This window comes from Chryseobacterium gwangjuense, from assembly GCF_021311115.1.
Classification (GTDB): Bacteria; Bacteroidota; Bacteroidia; order Flavobacteriales; family Weeksellaceae; genus Chryseobacterium; species Chryseobacterium gwangjuense.
The window spans coordinates 245,797-269,235 of sequence record NZ_JAJTNP010000001.1 but is presented as its reverse complement, the minus strand read 5'-3'; the positions used below and the strand labels follow the sequence as shown (position 1 = coordinate 269,235).

Genomic DNA, 23,439 nt, shown 5'->3' with positions numbered 1-23,439 from the left:
AAAAATTCAATGAAAGTTGATTTAACTTTTTGCTTAAATTATAATCTTCTCAAAAGCCTTTCTCATTCCGCCGGCCAGAAAAACTTCTCCGCAGTATGTATATCCTTTCCTTTCAAGAATCTTTAACATGGCAATATTGTCAAAGTTTGTGTCTACTTTAACACTCTGAATGCCATTGTTTTTTGTAAAATCTTCGATATGATCAAATAATTTTTTCACCATTCCCTGACCTGCAAATTTTTCATCCACTGCTACTCTGTGTACAACAACGAATTCCCCATTGCTCAGCCACTCTCCTTCTATGGTACTGTAAGCCGGCTCGTCATTAAGGATTAGTGCAGTATATACTGCAATTTCTTCATCTACTGTCATTACATATCCAAAACCTTTTGCAATATCACTTTCTACAGTATCCAAATTAGGGTAACCTTGTTGCCATTGCGTACTTCCGTCCTGTCTTCTTCTTTCAATGGCCTGTTGCAAAATATTCCAGATAATGTCTCTGTCTTCAATTTCTGCCTTTCTTAGTTTAATTTCTGAATTCATTGCTGTGAAAAATTTGAATTAAAAAACCGAAAACTAATTGTAATTAATTTTCGGTTCGAAGTAGTAAAATTTAAAATTATGAAATTGTTTTTATTGATTTTCACTTTGTTGAAGATAAGCATCTATGATTTCAAATGCTTTCTTCTCATCTTGCAAATCTACCATTACTTTCAACGAAGTCGCTGTAGGCGTAGTTGTGAAAGTCATGTAATTGTTTTCTACCGCATTTGTAATCTGCGCATCATCTAACTTAGATTTGATCAATTGAATTTCTGTGTGTATATCACTTTCAAAAACTGATACTCTTGTGCTTCTTTCCATATTCTGTTCCATTTGAGTATCTAAATATATGACATTTATTTTGAAATTACAAATTGAGGTTTTAAATTTTGTTAAGGTTATTCTCGATTTTGTCTATGGCAAGCTTGATTTCTTCTTTCGTAACATTTAAGTGAGGTCTGAAACGAAGCGACTGATCTCCACAAGAAAGAATGATCATTCCGTCGTTCCATAATTCGTCTCTTAATACATCTCTTAGCTGAGGAGTAGGAAGATCAATAGCACACATCAATCCTCTACCTCTTGCATTGGATAGTTTTTCAGGATATTTTTCGGCTAGTTTTTTCAATTCTTCCAGTAAATAATCTCCTACCACTCTTGCATTTTCTACCAGATTTTCTTTTTCAATAATTTCCATTACCAACTGAAAACGAAGCATATCAATAAAGTTACCTCCAAACGTAGAATTGATTCTTGAACTTTCTCTGAACACATTGTTTGAAATTTCGTCAAACTTTTCTTTATTCGCCAACACTCCGCAAACCTGTGCTTTCTTACCAAAAGAAATAATGTCCGGTTTTGCTGTAAAATGCTGGAAAGCCCACATTTTTCCTGTAATTCCGATTCCGGTCTGCACTTCATCAAAAATCAATAAGATTTCATTGTCATCACAGATTTTTCTTAATCCTACTAAAAATTCGTCTCTGAAATGATTATCTCCTCCTTCAGCCTGAATAGGTTCAATAATGATGCATGCCACTTTATCAGGATTCATCAGAATCGCTTCTTCAATCTGAATAAGGGCCAATTTTTCATTTTGGATTGTTTCTTCTAAATTTTCTTCCGTTATCGGGAACGTTAATTTAGGATTAAGAATTCTAGGCCAGTTAAACATCGGGAAATATTGATATTTTCTTGGATCTGAAGTATTCGTTAAGCTTAATGTATACCCGCTTCTTCCATGAAATGCCTGTCTGAAATGGATGCAGATTCCTGCTTCAATATCAAGACCTTTTTCAAAATTCTTTCTTGTTTTCCAGTCAAAACATGCTTTCATTGCATTTTCAACCCCTAAAGTTCCACCTTCAATAAAGAAAGCATATTGCAATTCTTCGGGAATGACTACTCTTTCGAAAACTTCTAAAAAATGAGCATATTCTTCTGAGTATACGTCTGCCAATGTTGGTTTATTCACCGCCATTTTTCCTAACCATGCCGATTTTTCAACAATGTAAGGGTGATTATACCCTACAGAAGCTGAAGCGAACATTGAAAACATATCTAAATATTCTCTATTGGTAAGCTTATCATACAGCCATGATCCGTGAGATTTTTCAATATCCATTACGAAATCAAAGCCGTCTGCCAAAACGTGTCTTCCTACGGTTTCTTTTACTTTATTTGCTTGTATATCAATTGTTGTGTGTTCCATATTGTATGTGATGTAAAGAGGTAAAGATTTAAAAATTAAAAGACTTTGCTATAAACTTTTAAATCTTTACATAACTTAAATGGTTAAATTTATTTTTATAAATCGAATTTAATTCCTTGTGCTAAAGGAAGTTGTGTGGTGTAATTTATAGTGTTGGTTTGTCTTCTCATATAGTATTTCCAAACGTCTGAACCGGATTCTCTTCCGCCTCCAGTTTCTTTTTCTCCACCGAAAGCACCGCCGATTTCAGCACCCGATGTTCCGATATTTACGTTGGCAATACCACAGTCAGAACCTGCTTGAGAAAGGAATAATTCTGCTTCTCTTAGGTTTTGTGTCATGATCGCAGATGATAATCCTTGAGGAACATCATTCTGAATAGCGATTGCTTCGTCTAAAGTTTTGTACTTAATTAAATATAAAATCGGTGCAAAAGTCTCATGCTGAACAATTTCATAAGAGTTTTTAACTTCAGCGATACAAGGTTTTACGTAGCAACCAGATTCGTATCCTTTTCCTTTTAAAACTTCACCTTCAACAATGAATTTCGCTCCTTCTTTTTTCCCTTTTTTAATGGCTTCTTCATACATATTTGCCGCATCTGTATCGATAAGCGGTCCAACATGATTGTTTTCATCCAATGGATTTCCAATTTTTAATTGTCCGTAAGCTTTTACCAATCTGTTTTTAACTTCATCATACACGTTTTCGTGAATGATCAATCTTCTTGTAGAAGTACATCTTTGACCAGCTGTTCCAACCGCTCCGAAAACAGCTCCGATGATCGACATATCGATGTCTGCATCTTTAGAAATAATAATGGCATTGTTTCCTCCTAATTCTAGAATAGATTTTCCAAATCTTTGAGCAACGTTTGTAGAAACCATTCTTCCTACTCTTGTAGAACCTGTGAAAGAAATCAAAGAAACTCTTTTATCATCCACTAATTTTTGTCCGATCTCATGATCTGCAACCAATACACTTGAAATTCCTTCCGGAAGGTTATTCTCTTTCAGAACTTCATTCATTATATTTTGACATGCAATCGCACAAAGTGGCGTTTTCTCTGAAGGTTTCCAGATCGTAACGTTACCGCAAATCCATGCTAAAGCTGTATTCCAAGACCACACTGCTACCGGAAAGTTGAAAGCCGTAATAATTCCCACAATTCCAAGCGGGTGATATTGTTCGTACATTCTGTGACCCGGTCTTTCCGAATGCATGGTATATCCGTGAAGCTGTCTTGAAACTCCTACTGCAAAGTCGCAGATATCGATCATTTCCTGAACTTCTCCTAAACCTTCTTGTAAAGATTTACCCATTTCATAAGAAACCAGTTTTCCAAGATCATCTTTGTATTCTCTTAATTTCTGACCCAATTGTCTTACGATTTCTCCTCTTTTAGGAGCCGGGATTAATCTGAATTCTTTAAACGCTTTTTCAGCAGTTTCAATCACCTTGTCATAATCAGATTCTCCGGAAGTCTTTATTTTAGCAATCAAATTACCATCTACCGGCGAAAAACTTTCTATAGTTTTTCCAGATGCGAAATATTTTCCGCCTACCGAAGTTCCTTTATTTTCTTCTTTAATTCCTAAGTTTTTCAGTGTTTTTTCGATTCCGAAATCCTTTATTTTTTTAGACATAAAAATTTTACTTTTCGTTTTCTCTAAAGATAAAAATATTATACGAACCTCAAAATTTAATTTTTTTTAACTTATTTTTTATTTGGACTAATTATAAACATAATTATCTTTGTAAGGTAAATATTTGAATTTCAGAAATGGAAAATAATAAAATGCTAAAAGAATCTGAAGAAGAAAAGAAAAATTCTAAATGGAAAAGCCTGGTTAAGAAGTTTGGAATTGGCGGGATTATATTCTTTACAGTAAAGGGAATCATTACTTCTACTCTTATTTATTTTCTTGGTAAAAATTTCTGGACTATAATTAGCAATTATTTTACGACGATTTTTGATTAATTTAATTGATATATGAAATTGAAAAAAGCAGAGAAATTTCTCTGCTTTTCTTTATGGTAATTTAGCTGGATATTTCCTTTATTTTATTCATTACCTGTGAAACCATACGGTCACAATAGACTAAGTTAAATTCAAAAATTTCTTCTTTCACATAAAACTTTTCTATTTCTTTTCTCAAATAAGTTTTAGCTCTGTTCACGCGGACTTTTACATTGTTTTCACTTATCTCCAAAACTTCAGCAGTTTCCCGAACACTTAATCCGTTAATTTCTCTTAGGGTAAAAGCTGTTCTGTAATCTTCCGGAATATTGAGCAGGCTTTTTTCAATAATTGAATTGAGTTCTTTATTCATCACATAACTTGATGTTTCAGTATAGTGCAGATTTTCGATGACCTGACTGTTATTTTCGAGAGATTCTATATGTTTTGTATACCATTTTTGGGTTTTATGATAGCATTGATGAAGCATTATTTTTGAAATCCAGGTTCGAAAAGAAGACTTGTTTTCAAATTGATTAAGATGGGTGTAAGCTTCGATATAAGTTTCCTGCATCAGATCCTGTGTATCTTCATGACTGAAGCGATACATTCTTCCGATTCGGTACAAATACTGGTTATTTCGTCTGATAATTAATTCAAAAATAGCAGTTTCTTTATTCAGAATCTTCTCAATTAATTCCTGGTCAGTATATTTATCTTGTGCATTCATTTACTTATTATCGAAAATTGAAGCTAATCTAGTCATTGAAAAAGCTGAAATTGCCATGACAAGATCTCTTACTGCCACATCTGCAAATTTCCAGCCAGCTAATAACGTCAGTGCAATTAAAGTTAACCATGCCGAAACAATCAGACCTCCTATTTTAGGTTTTGCAAATACCAGAATTCCGGCAATGATTTCAATAATTCCTACAATCATCATAAATGTTGAGTCGGAAAAAGGTAACATACTGTGAATACCTGGATTGATGTACTGCGTCCAGTCACAAAGAATATTGGTGAACTTATCCAGTCCGGCCACTACAGGAACTATTGTAAAAGTAGCTTTTAAAATAGTAAAAACAGGTTGTACATTTTGTTTTAGTTGTGTCGTTTCCATTTTATTTTTTTTTAGATTAAAAAGTATGACTTCTAAAACAATAGAGTAAAGCTAAAACAAAAAGGTTACAGAATCAACTGTAACCTTTTTTCTTATTCTTTCTTTTTTCTTCCCGAATCGACTAAGCTTTGATGAAGTAAATACTCAATTTGTCCATTTACACTTCTGAATTCATCATTGGCCCATTTTTCAAGGAGTTTGTAAGTAGACTCATCTATCCTTATAACAAAAGATTTTTTGCCTTTGCCTTCGGGAGAAGTTTGAGTTTTTTCTGATTTCATTTTTTGATTTTTCTCAGGATTTCTCCTAGTTATACAAAGTTCCGGCATTTAGAATTGGAGTCGCCGCTTTTTCACCACACAGAACGACCATTAAATTGCTTACCATTGCTGCTTTTCTTTCATCATCCAATTCAACAATATTCTCTTCTGACAGCTTTTTCAACGCTAAATCTACCATTCCAACCGCTCCTTCTACAATTTTGGTTCTTGCCGCTACAATTGCTGTTGCCTGTTGCCTTTGAAGCATTGCTCCTGCAATTTCCGAAGCATAAGCCAAATGCGAAATTCTGGCCTCCTGAATAACAATTCCTGCTTTTGAAAGTCGGTCTGTAAGCTCCTGTTCTAAAATTGAATTGATTTTATCTCCACCTTCTCTTAAGGTAATGGGAGCATGATCGTCTTCCAGATTATCATAAGGAAAGCTCATTGCTAAATGACGAACAGCTGCTTCACTCTGCATTTTTACAAAGTCTGAATAGCGTTCAACATCAAAAGCTGCTTTATAGGTATCTCCTACTTTCCATACAATGACAACTGCAATTTCAATCGGATTTCCCATTTTATCATTTACTTTTAAGGTTTGTCCCTGAAGGTTTTCAGAACGTAAGCTGATTCTTTGGGATGAATACAATGGGTTGATAAAAAACAATCCGTTGTCTTTTACTGTTCCTACATATTTTCCGAAGAAATTCAAAACCCTTGAGTGATTGGGCTGAATAATCATTAAGCCTTTTAAGAAAAAACACGACGCAATAAAGCAAAGAATGGCAAGAATGACAAAAGTAATATTGTTGTCCACTCCTGTTATAAAAAAATAAATAGCGGCTATAAAAAGTATTAAGCATATTACTAAAGTTAAATAGCCGGACATTGGTTTTAAGACTTTTTCCATGATGTGATTTTTAGTTTGATATTATTTTGATATCATAAAGGTATTATTAAATTTTGGATAATTTAAAGTTTTCTGATTAATCTTTTGAATACTTCAGCATAAAAAAATCCCGGAAAAAAATTCCAGGATTCGTTTTATTGATAAATTTTGAATTTATTTTTTAGTTAATGCTTTAAATTTAACGTAAGAAACTACTGATAAAAGAAGCATTGTTGCTAATCCGATATATACCCAAGCCGGAACCGGAACCGGATCTCCTGCTGCATAAGAGTGAAGTCCACTTAGATAATAATTTACTCCAAAATAAGTCATTACCATTGAACAGAATGCAAACATGGTGGCAACATGAATTGCCCATCTGCTTCTCAATCCCGGAACTAATCTCATGTGCAATACAAAAGCATACACCATGATTGAAATAAATGCCCAGGTTTCTTTTGGATCCCAGCTCCAGTATCTTCCCCAAGATTCGTTTGCCCAGATTCCTCCTAAGAAGTTTCCAACGGTTAATGCAAATAAACCTATTGTTAAAGACATTTCAGATACGATTGCCAATTCTTTCAATGTGGTATCATGGTGAATTTTGTAGGTCTCTTTATTGGAAATAATATAGAATACCAAACTGATCACTGCGATAATCATTGACAAGGCAAAGAACCCGTAGCTGGATGTAATAATGGCAACGTGTACAATCAACCAATATGATTTTAATACCGGTACAAGCGGTGTAATCTGCGGATCAAGTGCAGAACCTCCGTGTGCAAATCCCATCATGATAACCGCAACCATAAATCCTGCTGCAGGAATTAATGCATTTGAATTTCTGTATAAAAATAAACCAGCAGTAATACCTACCCAAGAAATAAAGATAATGGCTTCATACCCGTTACTCCAAGGTGCATGACCGGAAATATACCATCTTGCTACTAATCCTAGGAAATGGAAGAAATATCCCACGATTCCCAAAGCAATAATTCCTTTAATGATTTTATTTAAACCTTTTCTAGATTTAAATAATTCAACAAATCCTAAGATCAATAATAGACCTCCAACTATAGTATAGAAAATTAATAGTTTAAAGTTAAGATTCACTTCATTCATGAAAACCTCAAGATCTACTTTAGATTTTGCCGGAACTACAGCTTTACCCCATTTCTGTTGGTACTCTGAAAGTTTTACCAATTCTGTATCTGCTTTGCTCCAGTTTCCTGATTGTTGAGCTTGTAAAACTTCTGCAAAATAAGGTCCCATTACTTGTTGAGATTCCATATCCGGTTCCATTTTTTGATCCAACCAAGAATGCCAAGTGTGATTCGCATCATTTTTCACCGGAATAATTCTCATAAACTGACCACTGAAAAATTGATTGAAAATCTGAACTCTTTCGTTTACGGAAATTACTTCTTTATCATAATTGGTCTGTTCAGCCGGTTTTTTACGGAAGGCTGTGTTGTAATCGCTTTCAAGAATGTATGTTAAATTTCCATTAGCATCTGCCGGGAAAAGATTCATTAATGAAGTATAACCATCCTCATTAGCTTTTGTTTTTTTGATTAATTCATCACCTCCTTTAGGACCGATTTTAATCATCGGAACCATTGTCCAACTTGGTGTATCTGTATTGACAGACAAAAACCATTGATTAGCAGTCAAAGACTTTCCGTCAGTTCCTTTAAACTCGTCTTTTTTGTATAACTTTCTTAAAACATCTAATGCTTCAGTGTTGATCGGAACGATTCTTCCTTCAAAATTCTGAACCAATAAATAACCGAATTTATCCGCGTGCTCTTTGTTAATTTTATTTCTTGCAATAATTTCGTCAGCTGAAACCACTTTCATTTTCGTAAAAGGTTGTGCACCTTGTGGACGAACTGTTTCAGACGTCTGAGCGTGAGTATGTCCGTCGCCTTCTACATGAATGTGCTCTCTGCTTCCGTCGGTTGTTCCGTGTGTTTCAATTTTTTGAGCATTTAAACCTAAGCTTAAGAACAACAATAGTACTGCCGCAGTTCTTTTTTTATTAACGTCTTTCAATATTTTATTAAGCTTCCAGAAGTGCGTTCCTTTCCAGAAGAAAATAACAAACATCCCTCCAAATAATAAGGCATAACCAATATAAGAGATCAAAGTTCCCCAATAGTCGTGGTTTACAGAAAGAACAGTTCCCATTCTATCCGGATCGAAACTCGACTGGAAAAAACGGTAACCTTTATAATTAAGAACGTGGTTCATGTATATTTTATAAGGAGTTTCTTTACCTTCATCTACAATTTTAACATGACTTTCATACGCACTTGGAGATGAACTTCCCGGATACGTTTCCATTACGAAATCATCTAATTTAAGTGCAAAAGGAGTATTGTAGATCTTTGGTCCGAATCCTACCATGATGTTTAAGCCATCCATAGTAATTTGCTTGTAAGCATTAGGATTTCCTTTTTCAACAGATAAGTCTACCAATTGCTTTGTTTTTGGTCCTTGAAGCTCAACGGTAAGCATATCAGGAACATTCTGATCTTTCTTTCTGTCTCCTTCAATTGCCATTAATTTTCCTTTCTTCAGACCTTCAGGAACAACCAATTTTAATTCATTGATCGTATATAAACTTCTTAAAGCTAAAGGCTGGAACTGGTCTTTCACAGTGTTTCCTGTAGCTTGAGTTGCCATGGTCATATAAGCAGCATCAACAGGAGTTTTGATGAATAGTTGTCCGTTTTCATTTTTAAATTCAACCGCCCCTTCAATCGGTCTGTTGAAAGTAACCAATGTTCCGTTGATTGATTTTGTTTCGCCCGGTTTGATGTAAATATTTTGTCTTCCGGTATTTCCTGTAGAAACCAAATGAAGATATTCAGCTCCGTTTGGATCAGCCAATAAACTGTCTTTTTTTCTCTGAACATATTCTTTGGCAACTACTTTCACTTCTTTCCCATGAAAATCGTAAGTAGCCTCAAGATCTTTATGCAGTGGAGACATTAAGTAAGGAATGTCCTGATAATTAAGAACGTCTCCTTTTTCTTCAATCTGAATTTTAAGGAAATTTTTGTCGGTCATAATCTCATTGGAAGTTTCCCCCTCTCTGATGTGCATTTGACCTTCAAAACTGATGTATCTTGTGATAGCACCTCCAATGAAGATAAATATAAAGGCTAAGTGAAAAACCAAAACCGGCCACTTTTCTCTCTTCCACAGTCTGTATCTTCCGATATTTCCGATAAAGTTAAGAATCAGCAGAACCATAATCAGTTCAAACCATTTTGCTTCATAAATTAAAGCTTTTGCTGTAGGTGTTCCGTAGTCATTTTCTAAGAACGTTGCATATGCCATCGCAAATGCATAAACCAGCAGCAATACAGCCATTGTCCTGGTTGAAATAAGAATGTCCTGGAGCTTCTTCATATTTTATATACTTGACATGCAAAAATAAGGATGATTAATGAAAAGGGGGATAAAAAAAACTGTCATTTGTCAGTTGAAAGCCCTTAAAACCTTATTTTGATTCATTCTTAATAATGTAAATTCTCTTGAGGAAAATTTAAATATTTATATCCTATCGATAGTTATTTATAAAAGCTATATCTCTTATTGTAACCTTCTATTTGCCTGTGGTAAAACCTTTCTCAAATTTCATCTAAAAAAGCTCGTCTTTTTGATAAAATACCATTAATTTAGAATCTAAAATTTAAAATCAAAATGATGTTTAAATGTTCAAAAAAACATTAAATTTGCCCACATTGATATTATGAATAAGACGCAAACAAAAACACAGGAAGCGCCTGATAAAGGCAAGATATTATCAAAGCCGCGTATATTCTTCGGGCTTATATTTATACTTTTTTCTATCATCCTTACCTTTTCATTCATCTCCTATTTGATGAACTGGAAATCAGATCAAAGCCAGGCCGGAACGATGCTTGATAAAACCATAAAATCATCCAATCTTTTTGGGAAGGTGGGCGACTGGTTGGGACATATTTTCATTTTTGACAGTATTGGAATAGCTTCTTTTATCATTGCATTTTTAGTTTTTGTTTTTGGAACTCTTATTCTGAAAAAAAATTATTTCAAGCCCTGGAAAACCATAGGTCATTCTTTGTTTTTCATTTGCTGGCTTCCGATCTTCTTTGGAGCTGCCTTTACAAAAAATCAAGGCGGAGTTTTAAGTGGCGTTTATGGATATCAGATCATGGATTCTCTTAACACAATCATTGGAAATATTGGGATGTGGTTAGTTTTAGTCGCAAGTATCGCCCTGTATTTTATTTTAGAATTCAACCTTCGTCCAAGTTCTGTAAAAGCTAAATTGAATGAGATCAACGAAAATACAATCGGAAGAGTAAAATCAATGATGCCGAGTTCTGATGAAGAGTTTGAAGCTGATGAAGAACTGGAAGAAGAGATCAGTGAAAATAATGTTACTGTAACCGAAGTGGTTACCCCTAAAATGAATGAAGAGCCTTTAAGTATTACAAAAGATTTTACAGAAGTTCCTTCTTCACCGGTTATCGAAACGATTTCTACTCCTAATCAGACTTCATTTGACGAGGATAAAGAGATTTCGCCATCGATTAATTTAAATCTTAACACAAAGCCTTCTATTCCTGTAGTAAATCCCGCAGACGCTTTTGATAGTAAGCCAATAACATCAATAAGTAAAGGTGAAGAGGATATTAAATTTAATGTAGAAGTAGCTCCGGTTATCGATATTTTGGATGAATCTGATAAAAAATCGCAGGAGCTTGTAGAAAAACATGGTCTTTATGATCATAAACTGGATCTGGCTAACTTTCATATGCCACCTGTAGATCTTTTAAAAGATTACGGAAACGAAGAAATTTCAATCAATAAAGAAGAATTAGAAGAGAACAAAAATAAAATTGTAGGACTTCTTAAGAATTTCAATGTAGGAATTGCTGAAATTAAAGCAACAATTGGTCCGACTGTTACCTTATATGAAATTGTACCGGAAGCAGGGATTAGAGTAGCAGCAATAAAAAAATTGCAGGATGATATTGCCCTTAATTTATCTGCTTTAGGAATCAGAATCATTGCTCCAATGCCAGGTAAAGGAACAATAGGGATTGAAGTTCCGAGAAAGAATCCTACGATGGTTTCTATGCGTTCGGTAATTGCTTCTCAAAAATTCCAGAACACCGATATGGATCTTCCTGTGGTTTTTGGTAAAACGATTTCCAACGAGATCTTCATGGCAGATTTAGCTAGAATGCCTCACCTATTGATGGCGGGTGCAACTGGTCAGGGAAAATCAGTAGGAATCAATGCGATTCTAACTTCCCTACTCTACAAAAAACATCCGAGCGAATTGAAATTCGTCATGGTAGATCCTAAAAAAGTGGAACTTTCTTTATATTCAAAAATTGAAAGACATTACCTGGCAAAACTTCCGGATGCTGAAGAAGCAATCATTACAGACACCAATAAAGTAATCAATACATTGAATTCTCTTTGTATAGAGATGGATACAAGATATGATTTGCTTAAAAATGCATTCTGTAAAAACTTAAAGGAATACAACAAGAAATTCACGGAAAGAAAGTTAAATCCGGAAAACGGGCATAGATTTTTACCGTATATCGTTTTGGTAGTCGACGAGTTTGCCGACTTGATTATGACTGCCGGAAAAGAAGTGGAATTACCGATTGCCAGATTAGCTCAGCTTGCAAGAGCAGTAGGGATTCACTTGATTGTTGCAACGCAAAGACCTTCTGTAAACGTTATTACAGGTATGATTAAAGCCAACTTCCCGGCGAGAGCAGCTTTCAGGGTAATTTCAAGTGTGGACTCAAGAACGATTTTAGATTCTCCGGGTGCAGACCAGCTGATTGGTAAAGGAGATATGCTTTATTTTAACGGAAATGAAATTTTAAGACTTCAATGTGCTTTTGTAGATACTCCTGAAGTAGAAAGATTGGCAGAATTTATCGGGGAACAAAAAGGCTATGCGTCTGCTTTCCTTCTTCCTGAATATACTTCTGAAGAATCAACAAGTACAGTCGGAGCTTTTGATCCAAACGAAAAAGATGCTTTATTCGAAGAAGCAGCAAGAATTATCGTTTCTACGCAGCAAGGTTCTACTTCAATGCTTCAAAGACAATTAAAACTAGGATACAACAGAGCCGGAAGAATTATGGATCAATTGGAAGCAAGTGGTATTGTTGGAGGATTTAACGGAGCTAAAGCCAGAGAAGTGATTATCGGAGATCTTCATTCTTTGGAACAGTTTTTGGAAGACCTGCGTAAGTAAAGGAAAAAATGATTGTTTAACCTTTATCAATCTAAAATATCTATATATTATTAAATTAAAAAAATGAAAAATATTATTTCAAAAATTATACTGAGTGGTTTGGTGGTAGGAACAGTAGGATTAGCAAGTGCACAGAAAATTGATGCAAAGGCTAAAAAAATACTTGACGATGTGACTGCAAATTATAATTCTAAGAAAAACTCTTATTTCAAATTTTCTTTTGGAAGCGGTATTAACGGGCAGATTTCTAAAACAGAACCGGGAATCTATTATGTAGCAGGAGATAAATACAAGTTGAAAATCATGGAAACAGAACAGATTTTTGACGGAAACAAAATTTACAACATTAACACGGAAGATATGGAAGTTACCATTGCAAAGCCGAACGGAAGCAGCGCGATGTTCTCCCCTATTAATTATCTGACGACTTACAGAAAAGATTATAACGTAACCTACAACGGTAAGAAAACGGTAGACGGAGTAAGTGCTGATTTTATAAAACTAACTCCTGTAAAAAACAATGGTCTTGAAGCCGTATATATTTTCGTAAATTCTGCAAAAAAACAAATGTTAAAATTGGAACAGCACGGAAACAATAAAGATGTTGCCATTATTGCGATTAAAGAATATAAAGAAAATCAAAATCTGGATCCCAATATGTTTGTTTTTGATAAAAATAAGTTCAAAAATTATATCATCACAGAATTGTAATAGAAATCTGTAAAATATATAAAGTCACAAAGAACAACTTTGTGGCTTTTTTTTTTAATTTTGGCAAATGTTTAAAATATTAGACCGCTATATCATAAAAACCTTTTTTGGTCCCTTTTTCTTTATTTTCAGTGTATTGTTTTTCATCTTCATTGTGAATATTATCTGGGTACAATTGGGGCAGTTTATGGGAAAAGGGCTTACCACTTTTCAAATTGTTAAACTTCTTTTTTATCTTGGAGTAAGCGTTATCAGTATGGTATTACCGCTTACCATACTTTTGGCAAGTATCATGTCATTCGGAGAATTTGGAGAACGGTATGAACTTGCAGCAATGAAAGCGGCAGGAATTTCCTTAACAAGAGTAATGACACCTCTTTTAGGGGTAGCAGCTGTTCTTGCCATTATGCTTTACTTCTTTTCCAACAATATTATTCCTGATTTTCAGAGAAAGGCAAAAAATATGCTTTTCAATATTGCTCAGACTAAACCTGCTCTGAACTTTACACCGGGTCAGTTTATCGATCAGCTTCCGGGATATATGGTAAAGTTTGACAAAATTTATGGTGAAGAAGGAAAAGATATAGAAGGTGTTTTTGTTCATAAAAAAGCAAGTACCTTCGAAAATCAACAGACTATTGTTGCTAAAAAAGGGAAATTTGTAACGCCTGCCAATAAAAACTTTTTAAAGCTTGAGCTTTATGATGGTTATGTAGTTGAAGATAATTTTGCTGGGAAAGGTGAAAATGTAAGGTTGAAACAGCCGGATCAGGTGATTAAATTTGATACATTGGTTTCACATTTCGATGTGAGTGAATTAATCAATAAAGCGATTGAAGAAGAGCAAATCACAGACGATTACCGTTTCCAGACCTATCGCGAACTGAATAAAACCATTGAAAAAAGTAAAAAAGATAACGCATCGTTTTTTAATACAGTAAATTCAGATGTCCTGAATCAGGTAAATTCTGTAGTTACTTATATGGACAAAACCAAGTCGAAAATTGCAGCAAAACAACAAATAAAACTAGATACCGTAAAAGGCGATAAAAAGCTGGAAATGATTTCTAATGCAAACGACAGACTGAATAATTTAAAAGCCACTCTGGAAACAAAAAACAATGAAATCAATCCGAGTGTAAAATACTTTGGAAAAGTAGTCATGTATCAGCAGAGAATTGTAACCTACTCTTTCACCTGTATTATTTTCTTTTTAATTGGAGCGAGTCTAGGTTCCATTATCAGAAAAGGAGGAATGGGACTTCCTGTGATTATTGCTATTGTTATTTTCATCATTTTCTACATCATTAACGTAGGAATGGAAAACTTAGCTTGGGCGGGGAAAATGAACCCTTACTTGGCCTCTTGGATCCCGAATCTGGTATTATTCCCTTTTGGAATTTGGATGACTTATAAGGCACTTACAGACTCACAGCTTTTTGATGCTGAAAAATACAAATCTCTTCTGAAACCTATTACAAAAAGATTTTCAAAAAGTAAAGAGCATAAAAGATATCAATAATTTAAAATCTGGGTTATCCGGATTTTTTTATTCTCCATTTTTAAATCTCTATAAATTATAAATATTCCCATAGGTGTGATTTGAAAAAAATATTATCTTTGGAAAATATTTTTTAAAGGAAAAACATCATTTTGTATGAAAAAAAATCTATCCGCTTTATTTTTTGGAATCAGTGTGGCTGCATTTGCCCAACTTCAGGTTTTTACGCTTGATATAACAGCAAATGATTTGGTTTATGATTCAAATACTAATAAGATTTATGCCTCAATTCCCAGTGCAAACGGAGCAAATGGAAACAGTATAGGAATTATTAATCCCAATACAATTACTCTCGAGAATACTGTTTTTATGGGAAGTGAACCTACATTTTTAGCGATTTCCGATAATGGACAGTACATCTATTCGGGCTTTAGCGGTGCATCAATTGTCCGTCGTTTCGATGTAGGAACACAAACGGCAGGTCTTCAATTTACTTTGGGAGCAGATCCTAGTAACGGACCATTTTATGTTGAAGACATAGAAGTAATGCCCGGTCAGCCAGGAACAATAGCCGTATCAAGAAGAAATGTAGGATTTTCACCCAGACATGAAGGTGTAGGAATATATGACAATGGAGTGATGAGAGCTATCACAACTCCGGATCATACAGGAAGTAATAAAATTGAATTTACAGGACCAAACGCACTCATCGGATATAATAATGAATCAACCGAGTTCGGAATCAGAAGATTATCCATAAATAGTTCTGGTGTGACCAATCTTGGAGTTACTCAAAGTGTTTTAAACAATTTTTATCTGGATTTTATTTATCATGACAATAGAATGTATTCTATTGACGGGAAGGTTGTTGATGCAACGGCCGCCCCTTTTGTAATTGGGCAGTTCAGTAATGTGTATGGTCCGGCTGCTTTTGATACTTATTATAACAAAGTTGCCTATGCAAGCTATGATTCTTCAGGAAATATTACTTTTAAAAGGTTTAATCCTAATACTTTCCTTCTTACCGATAGTTTACCTATTTCTCAGGCTTTCGGAACGGTAAAAAGTCTTATTACGTGTGGCAACGGTTGCTATGCATTTTCATCTACAGGTAACAAAGTTGTCATTATAAAAGATGCTACACTGGCAGTTTCTGAAGCCGTATCTAAACCAAAATTAACAATATATCCTAATCCGACATCGGATTTCATCAATATTAAAAGTGATATTGAAATAAAAGAAGCAGTGGTATATGAGCTGAGTGGTAAGAGTGTATCAAGATCTACTAATCAGAATAATAGAATTGATATTAAACATGTTCCTTCAGGTGTTTATATTTTGAAAATTATAGATGCTAAAGGAAATATAAGTACTGAGAAAATTATTAAGAAATAAGTCTGAATATCCTTTTCAACAAAAAAACCTGCTTAAAAGCAGGTTTTTTATTTTAATAAAGTAAGTTTTAATGTCCGGATTTTGCAGCTCCATCATGTTGTACATGGCTTAAATACTTCGTGCAATACGCTCCAAAAATCAAAATGACCAAATAGCAGAACACCGGAATAATAAAAGAATGTTGTACTCCAAAATTATCTGCAAGATATCCTTGGAAGATAGGAACAATCGCTCCACCCAATATTGCCATTACGACTAATGAAGAACCTTGACTTGTATATTTCCCTAATCCTGAAATTGCCAGTGTATAGATATTCGAAAACATAATAGAATTGAAAATTCCAATCCCTAAAATACTGTACATAGCCAATTCTCCGTGATTTAGCATTGCAGAGATAAGCAGCACTACATTAATGGCTGCAAAAATAGATAATGTTCTTGCCGGCGCTGCCTTTCCAATAAAGAAGGCTATAAAATTAAGAACGATGAATACCAAGAAGAAGCTGATTTGCGCAAACGTTAAATTAACAATACTAAAAATTACTAGAAAAACTAACGTTGCAGCTCCTAACATATACATTGCTTTTTTTGTCTGGCTAATCGACTGATTTAAAGAAATGGCTCCTAAAAATCTCCCAATCATGGCTCCTCCCCAATATAAAGAAAGGTAATTTTTACTTACGACTTCGGTAAGATTCATCACTTGAGGTTGTTCTAAAAAGCTGATGATAAAGCTTCCTACCGCTACTTCCCCACCAACATAACAAAACATGGCAAACACCCCAAATTTTAAGTGATTGAATTGAAAAGCACCAAATCCTTTTTCAATCTCTTCTTCTTCGGTCTGGAAAGAAGGAAGTTTTACCCTTGAAATCAGTAAGGCAACCAAAAGTAAAATTGCAGCAAAAATTAAATAAGGAATTCTTGTCGCTACTGCACTGAAAGATCCGTCTGCGGCAGAGAAAAATTCAAAAATTAAATGCCCTCCCAAAACAGGAGCAATAGTAGTTCCGAAGGCGTTAAAAGCCTGTGTCATATTCAGTCGGCTGGATGCAGATTCTTCTGAACCTAAAAGCGAAACATAAGCATTAGCAGTAATCTGCAACACCGTAAATCCTAATCCTAAAACAAACAAAGCTCCAAGAAATAATCCGTAAGAAGAAAAAGTAGCAGCCGGATAAAATAAAATACATCCTAAAGCCGCCAGAAAAATCCCGAACAGGATTCCTTTCTTATACCCTACTTTGTTGATAGGGTCTCCGCTTGAGGTAGAAATCAGGAAATAAATCAGCGAGCCTATAAAATACGCTCCAAAGAAACAAAACTGTACGAGCATCGATTCGAAGAAAGTCAGTTTAAAAAGCTGTTTCAGATAAGGAATAAGGATATCATTCATACAAGTAATGAATCCCCACATAAAAAATAAAAGTGTAATGGTAATAAGAGGAATCGTATAATTCCTGCTTTTAGTGTTTACTTCATTCGTCATAATCATTCATTTAAAATAAAAGAGGTTAAAGATAATTCCTTTTTAATTGATCGTATGATTTTTAAATCCCGATTTTTTACTTAAAAACTTATGAAATTCATAAAATAGATAAATTTCACTAAAGCAGGAAGTAAAATTAGAATGATCTCTGAAATTAAACCTTACATTTGTAGTCTCAGATTTTATCAGTATAAGTATGGATTCTAAACAACAATTTTTAGATAAATCTTCAGAAGCAAAAGAAATTTTTCTGCCCCATTTATCTGCAGATCCCGTAATTTTCGGTTTCGATAATAATGAACTGAAAGTTCTGCTTCTGAAAATGAATTACAGAAAGCAATGGATGCTTCCCGGAGGTTATATTCGAAAAGATGAAGATCTAGATGAAGGTATTGTAAGACTTTTGAAAGAAAGAGCGGGTGTTGCCGTTTCATACCTTGAAGAATTCGGAGTTTTTGGGAAAAAGAACAGAAGTGAGTTTTACTTTGAAGATTTTGATGAAACATTATTCCAGAAGCAAAGGTTCATAACAATTGGTTTCTATGCACTTTACAATGCTACAACGCTTCATCCTGTTGCTGATGAAATGAGTGAAACCTGTGAATGGATTTATTTAAGTGAACTTCCTGAAATTGAATTGGCAATGGATCACCGGGAAATCATCGAAAAAGCTTTGCTTACCTTAAGAGAAAAAATTTCTATAAAACCTATTGGATTTAACCTTCTCCCTGAAAAATTTACCCTACCTGAGTTGCAAAAATTATATGAAGCCATTTTAGGAAAAGAACTGAATCGCGGAAATTTTTACAGAAAAATTAAAAACTTAAGTATTCTGAGAAAATTGGATGAACAGCGTCGTGGAGGAGCTTATAAAGCACCGGATTTGTATAGTTTTGATGAAGAAAATTACAAAAAAGCTCTTGAAGACGGACTTAATAACTGGTAAATAAAATTCACTATTTGAAAATATTTTAACAGGTTAATTGAAAAATTAATAAAAACACTTAAAAATTTAATTTAAATTGAGGTCTTTTTAGAAACTTCTTCCCTACTTTTGTAGAAATACAAATAGATACACAAATACATCGATGAATTTTTTCCGTAGAATGTTCCCTTCTAAATACGAAAATATTGCTACGAATACAGATTTTTGGAATTGGTTCTCTGCCAATCAAAAAAAAATTTGGAAAGCAATACATAATGGCGAAAAAATAGAGGAAGTCTTTTTTGATAAGATGATGTCAAAATTAAATCAAATTAAAGACGGAATTTATTTTCTTACAGGAATGTATGACCATCGCACGGCAGAGCTTATTCTGACCGCAGATACAAATATTAAAAATATTGTTTTTGTAGAAGACCTTATAAAATCCGCGCCAGATATTGATAATTGGAAATTCACAGCACTCAAACCGGAAGTAAATATTTCTAAGTTTCAGATTAAAATGGAAAATCATACTTTTTCCGCAGACAATTTATCTTTTTTTGCGACTCATGAAGACAATTATCCTGATGAAATAGACCTTACCATTGTATATGATCATTTTATTGAGACCGAAAAAGACCTGATCATAAACGGAGTGTACCTCTATATAAATAATCTTCTTGGCGAGCTATCTTCCGCAACAATCATTGATCATTTACAGATAAAAGGGAACAGCCAGGAGCAAGTAGAACTTATTCCTATTGTAAAATTGAAAGATTATCTCTCATGGAGAGAAAGTGAGTTTGAACAAAAATATCAAAACAAAAGATATTCTGCCCAAAAAGATAATTGGGGAAGTTTTGAAGCTGCTCTCAGCAATGGAAAACCTTATTTTGCGATCGCAAATACTACCGTTTTGGAATGGGATCATAAGGCTTCGCATCCCTGGGTTTTAAAAATTGAAATTCACTACGATGGAAAAGATAATCACGGACTACCTAATTCCGAAGATTCGTCTTTGATGAATGCCTTTGAAGAAGAACTGAATAAAGTTCTTATTGATACAGAAGGTTACTTGAATATAGGCAGAGAAACGGCAGATAATCTTAGAGAAATTTTCTTTGCCTGCAGAGAGTTTAGAGACTCATCTAGAATTACACACGAAACAATTTCCAAGTATTCAGACAAATTAAAAATAGACTATCATATTTATAAAGATAAATATTGGCAGACCTTTGACAGGTTCAAGCATGAATAAAATAAAAAAGGTCTTCAATTGAAGACCTTTTTTATATGTTTTTTTTGAAAATTATACTTTCAAAATATCTGCTTCTTTAGTTTTCAGATGCTCATCACAAAGTTTCACATATTTGTCGGTAAGTACCTGAATATCTGCTTCAATTCCTTTAACAACGTCTTCAGAAACACCATCCAACTTTTTCAGTTCTTTTAAACCGTCCTGTCTTGCATTTCTTATTACAATTTTAGTATTTTCAGTTTCTACTTTAGCCTGTTTTGCCAAGTCCTTTCTTCTTTCCTCCGTTAATGGTGGTACATTCAGAATAATATTGATACCGTTGTTAGAGGGTGCAAAACCTAAATTTGAATTGATAATTGCTTTTTCAATATCATTAATTGCTTTTGCATCCCAAGGTTGAATAGAAATCGTCATGGCATCCGGTACAGAAACGTTAGCAACCTGGTTGATAGGAGTCAATGCTCCGTAATATTCTACCATTACATCCTGAACCATAGCTGTAGAAGCACGTCCTGCTCTAATTCTTTGAAATGCATGATCCAAATGCTTTACTGCTGCATCCATGTCCTGTTTTACAGATTCTAATATAAGATCTAATTCTTCCATTATATATATAAAATTTGAGTAATTACACATTTTAAATGATTAGTAATAAGTAATAAACCTAATTCCTAAGATCTATTACCTTCTACCTGATTACAAATCTACTAAAGTCCCAACACTTTCCCCGTCAACAATTCTTTCTAAATTACCGTCTTTGTTCATATCAAAAACAATAATAGGCAATTTATTTTCATGGCTTAAAGTAAATGCTGTCATATCCATTACTTTAAGGTTTTTAGCATAAACTTCGTCGAAAGATAATGAATTAAATTTTACGGCGTTTTCATTTTTTTCAGGATCGCTGTCATAGATTCCGTCTACTCTTGTTCCTTTTAGAATTACATCCGCTCCGATTTCAATTGCTCTTAGGGTTGCAGCAGTATCTGTTGTGAAATATGGATTTCCTGTCCCCGCTCCGAAGATCACTACTCTACCTTTTTCAAGATGTCTTACCGCTCTTCTTTTAATGAAAGGTTCAGCCACTTTATCCATTTCGATAGCAGACTGAAGTCTTGTTTTGATTCCTGCATCTTCCAATGCACCTTGTAGAGCCATTCCGTTGATTACTGTTGCCAGCATCCCCATATAATCTCCCTGTACTCTATCCATTCCTTTAGCAGCTCCTGCTACGCCACGGAAAATATTTCCTCCTCCAATTACAATAGCTACTTCACATCCTTTATCTACTACTCTTTTTATCTCCAAAGCATATTCCTGCAGCCTGTCATTATCAATACCATATTGTCTGTTTCCCATTAAGGCTTCACCACTAAGTTTTAGAAGGATTCTTTTATATTTCATCTTTTATTTTTAAGAGTTTATTTTAGAACCAAATTCTTTTAAATTTGATGCTGCAAATATAATCATTAAAAATATTGCAAAAAGAAAAATATTTAGGTGTAAATAATGTTCTAAATATTTTGCTACGTACGAAAAAGGATTATTTTTGCATTAATTATAAATTGAATTGAAGAAAATTATCATTTTTTCATTATTTCTGTCAGGAATTGTTTCTTATGCACAAACAGGAACAAATGTTTATCCTTTCTTAAATATTCCTGTATCTGCAAGACAAGCAGCTTTGGGAGGAGACGCAATTACGATAAGAGATTATGATGTTTCCTTTGCAATTGCAAACCCTGCATTGCTCAATAAAGACTCAGATCAACAACTTTCTGTAAACGGAACCGCTTATTTGGCCGATTCAAAGTATGGAACGATTGCTTATGCAAAAGACTTTGATAATGGACATATGGCCACTGTGAATGCCCGTTACATGAGTTACGGCAACATTCCCAGAACAGATGAAAGTGGTTTTGAAAATGGAGAATTTTCAGCCTCAGATGTAGCCATCGGAGCAGGATATGCTTATCAGTTTGAAGAAGACTGGACAATTGGAGGGGGATTAAACTTCATCACTTCAAAAATTGATAATTATACATCTTCTGCTATTTCCGGAACAGCAGGAATTACTTATCACAACAAAAAAAATAAAGAAGTGGTATCGGTAGTGGCGAGAAATTTCGGATATCAGTTCAAGTCTTTCAACGGAACAAGAGAAAATCTTCCGTTCAGAGTAGATTTAGGATATACAAAAATTTTAAAGACCATTCCTTTAGCGGTTACTATTACGGCACATGATCTTCAGCAATTTGATATTTCTTCAGAATATAATGTAGACGGACAAGAAGTAAATGTGGGAAGAAAAATTGCCGATCACTTTTCTATCGGAGCTGAGCTTTTCCCGGAAAAAAGCTTTAATATCAGATTAGGATACAATGTGAAAAGAGGAAATGAGTTGGCTGTTGCCGATCAAAGAAACTTTTCAGGACTTTCTGCCGGCTTTGGAATTAAATTGTCAAGATTCAGAATTGATTATGCTCACGTAAGATACCATAACTCTTCCAATGTCAATCAGATAGGTGTTTCTGTAGATCTGTCAAGTCATGCAGGATATTAATTCGAATTAAAAATTTTATCATTAAATAATATAAAACCTTAAGAAATTTCTTAAGGTTTCTTACTTTTTTCAAGAAATTTTCTTGAAATTTGTAGGATGAAAAAACCTGTAATAGCAATTGATGGGTACTCATCTACCGGAAAAAGTTCGATATCTAAAGTGATTGCCGAAAAACTTGGGCTTATTCATTTAGATACGGGAGCTCTTTACAGAGGGGTGACTTGGTTTGCTCTTCAAAATTGTCTTAATGAAGATGGGACCATTAATTTGAACGAATTATTTTCTTCGTTGGATCAGATTGAATTGGAATTTAAAAATGTAGGAACCGAGCTTGTGCTTTTTCTTAATCATATTGATATTTCCAAACAGATCAGAACCAATGAGGTTTCAGATAATGTAAGTTTGGTAGCTAAGCAAAAAGAAATTAGAGATTTTTTACTTGAAGCACAGCGTTCATTAGCAGATAAAGGTGGAATTATCATGGATGGAAGAGATATAGGAACCGTGGTTCTTCCTAATGCTGATTACAAATTTTTTCTTACAGCAAGCATAGACGAAAGAACAAAGAGAAGATATCAGGAACTTATAGGTTTGGGAATACAAGCTGAAGAACAGCAAGTAAAAGAAAATCTGATAGAACGTGACAAAATAGACAGCGAAAGAGAAATTGCGCCATTAAGGCAGGCTGATGATGCCATTGTCATAGACAACAGTCTTCTTACCAAAGAACAGACCATAGAAAGCATACTGGCTTATATTCAGAAGATTTAACATTTTTTAATAGCCGATTTCTATCCTTTGGTATATTAATTGTAATTATTT

21 protein-coding genes are annotated in these 23,439 nt (G+C 34.2%); 9 read left to right on the top strand and 12 right to left on the bottom strand.

Annotation, left to right across the window (positions count from 1 at the left end; all coding sequences use genetic code 11):
• Positions 1–33 precede the first annotated feature (33 nt).
• From LV842_RS01190 to amaB, 4 genes are all read right to left on the bottom strand, one after another.
• Positions 34–546: a GNAT family N-acetyltransferase gene (locus LV842_RS01190; RefSeq protein WP_233109635.1), complete on the bottom strand. Its 513-nt coding sequence runs from the start codon at positions 544–546 to the stop codon at positions 34–36.
• A gap of 90 nt (positions 547–636) precedes the next feature.
• Positions 637–867, bottom strand: a complete 231-nt coding sequence (locus LV842_RS01185) for a DUF2007 domain-containing protein (protein WP_233109634.1) — start codon at positions 865–867, stop codon at positions 637–639.
• 61 nt (positions 868–928) lie between these two features.
• Positions 929–2,257 (bottom strand): L-lysine 6-transaminase, encoded by a 1,329-nt coding sequence (lat, locus tag LV842_RS01180; RefSeq protein WP_233109633.1) that lies wholly within the window; start codon positions 2,255–2,257, stop codon positions 929–931.
• Between the two features lie 95 nt (positions 2,258–2,352).
• Entirely contained in the window at positions 2,353–3,903 is a 1,551-nt protein-coding gene (amaB, locus tag LV842_RS01175; RefSeq protein WP_233109632.1) for an L-piperidine-6-carboxylate dehydrogenase, read from the bottom strand.
• Between the two features lie 137 nt (positions 3,904–4,040).
• Here amaB and LV842_RS01170 point away from each other — a divergent pair, with 137 nt between their 5' ends.
• Complete coding sequence (locus LV842_RS01170; protein ID WP_233109631.1) at positions 4,041–4,238, top strand: hypothetical protein; 198 nt, start codon at positions 4,041–4,043, stop codon at positions 4,236–4,238.
• Positions 4,239–4,299: 61 nt separating this feature from the next.
• Here the strand turns inward: LV842_RS01170 and LV842_RS01165 are convergent, their stop codons facing one another.
• From LV842_RS01165 to ccsA, 5 genes are all read right to left on the bottom strand, one after another.
• Entirely contained in the window at positions 4,300–4,947 is a 648-nt protein-coding gene (locus LV842_RS01165) for a sigma-70 family RNA polymerase sigma factor (RefSeq protein ID WP_233109630.1), read from the bottom strand.
• Positions 4,948–5,337, bottom strand: coding sequence for a hypothetical protein (locus tag LV842_RS01160; RefSeq protein WP_233109629.1), 390 nt, complete (start codon positions 5,335–5,337; stop codon positions 4,948–4,950).
• A gap of 92 nt (positions 5,338–5,429) precedes the next feature.
• Complete coding sequence (locus LV842_RS01155) at positions 5,430–5,618, bottom strand: Arc family DNA binding domain-containing protein (RefSeq protein ID WP_233109628.1); 189 nt, start codon at positions 5,616–5,618, stop codon at positions 5,430–5,432.
• Between the two features lie 25 nt (positions 5,619–5,643).
• Positions 5,644–6,510 carry an SPFH domain-containing protein gene (locus LV842_RS01150; protein ID WP_233109627.1) on the bottom strand — a complete coding sequence of 289 codons (867 nt, stop codon included), beginning with the start codon at positions 6,508–6,510 and terminating at the stop codon, positions 5,644–5,646.
• A gap of 153 nt (positions 6,511–6,663) precedes the next feature.
• Positions 6,664–9,909, bottom strand: a complete 3,246-nt coding sequence (gene ccsA / locus LV842_RS01145; RefSeq protein ID WP_233109626.1) for a cytochrome c biogenesis protein CcsA — start codon at positions 9,907–9,909, stop codon at positions 6,664–6,666.
• Positions 9,910–10,252: 343 nt separating this feature from the next.
• On the opposite strand from ccsA, the gene LV842_RS01140 reads away from it, so the two are divergent.
• The 4 genes from LV842_RS01140 to LV842_RS01125 all read left to right on the top strand — a co-directional run bounded on the left by LV842_RS01140 (position 10,253) and on the right by LV842_RS01125 (position 16,382).
• Positions 10,253–12,775, top strand: a complete 2,523-nt coding sequence (locus tag LV842_RS01140; RefSeq protein WP_233109625.1) for an FtsK/SpoIIIE family DNA translocase — start codon at positions 10,253–10,255, stop codon at positions 12,773–12,775.
• 63 nt (positions 12,776–12,838) lie between these two features.
• A complete protein-coding gene (locus LV842_RS01135; RefSeq protein WP_233109624.1) occupies positions 12,839–13,486 on the top strand; it encodes a LolA family protein in 648 nt (215 codons plus the stop codon).
• Between the two features lie 67 nt (positions 13,487–13,553).
• Positions 13,554–15,008 (top strand): LptF/LptG family permease, encoded by a 1,455-nt coding sequence (locus LV842_RS01130; RefSeq protein WP_233109623.1) that lies wholly within the window; start codon positions 13,554–13,556, stop codon positions 15,006–15,008.
• Between the two features lie 135 nt (positions 15,009–15,143).
• Entirely contained in the window at positions 15,144–16,382 is a 1,239-nt protein-coding gene (locus tag LV842_RS01125) for a T9SS type A sorting domain-containing protein (RefSeq protein WP_233109622.1), read from the top strand.
• Positions 16,383–16,449: 67 nt separating this feature from the next.
• Here LV842_RS01125 and LV842_RS01120 read toward each other — a convergent pair whose 3' ends face one another.
• Positions 16,450–17,871 carry a sugar MFS transporter gene (locus LV842_RS01120; protein WP_233109621.1) on the bottom strand — a complete coding sequence of 474 codons (1,422 nt, stop codon included), beginning with the start codon at positions 17,869–17,871 and terminating at the stop codon, positions 16,450–16,452.
• 196 nt (positions 17,872–18,067) lie between these two features.
• On the opposite strand from LV842_RS01120, the gene LV842_RS01115 reads away from it, so the two are divergent.
• Both LV842_RS01115 and LV842_RS01110 read left to right on the top strand, forming a co-directional pair.
• Positions 18,068–18,817 (top strand): NUDIX hydrolase, encoded by a 750-nt coding sequence (locus LV842_RS01115; protein ID WP_233109620.1) that lies wholly within the window; start codon positions 18,068–18,070, stop codon positions 18,815–18,817.
• Between the two features lie 142 nt (positions 18,818–18,959).
• Complete coding sequence (locus LV842_RS01110; protein ID WP_233109619.1) at positions 18,960–20,054, top strand: DUF695 domain-containing protein; 1,095 nt, start codon at positions 18,960–18,962, stop codon at positions 20,052–20,054.
• 51 nt (positions 20,055–20,105) lie between these two features.
• On the opposite strand, the gene frr is transcribed toward LV842_RS01110, so the two are convergent.
• Both frr and pyrH read right to left on the bottom strand, forming a co-directional pair.
• Positions 20,106–20,660 carry a ribosome recycling factor gene (gene frr, locus LV842_RS01105; RefSeq protein WP_233109618.1) on the bottom strand — a complete coding sequence of 185 codons (555 nt, stop codon included), beginning with the start codon at positions 20,658–20,660 and terminating at the stop codon, positions 20,106–20,108.
• Positions 20,661–20,750: 90 nt separating this feature from the next.
• Positions 20,751–21,458 carry a UMP kinase gene (pyrH, locus tag LV842_RS01100; protein ID WP_233109617.1) on the bottom strand — a complete coding sequence of 236 codons (708 nt, stop codon included), beginning with the start codon at positions 21,456–21,458 and terminating at the stop codon, positions 20,751–20,753.
• A 166-nt stretch (positions 21,459–21,624) separates the two neighbouring features.
• On the opposite strand from pyrH, the gene porQ reads away from it, so the two are divergent.
• Together porQ and cmk are read left to right on the top strand one after the other, a co-directional pair.
• Positions 21,625–22,617, top strand: coding sequence for a type IX secretion system protein PorQ (porQ, locus tag LV842_RS01095; protein ID WP_233109616.1), 993 nt, complete (start codon positions 21,625–21,627; stop codon positions 22,615–22,617).
• Between the two features lie 96 nt (positions 22,618–22,713).
• On the top strand, positions 22,714–23,388 hold the full coding sequence (gene cmk / locus LV842_RS01090) for a (d)CMP kinase (protein WP_233109615.1): 675 nt from the start codon (positions 22,714–22,716) through the stop codon (positions 23,386–23,388).
• The last annotated feature ends 51 nt before the right edge of the window (positions 23,389–23,439 follow it).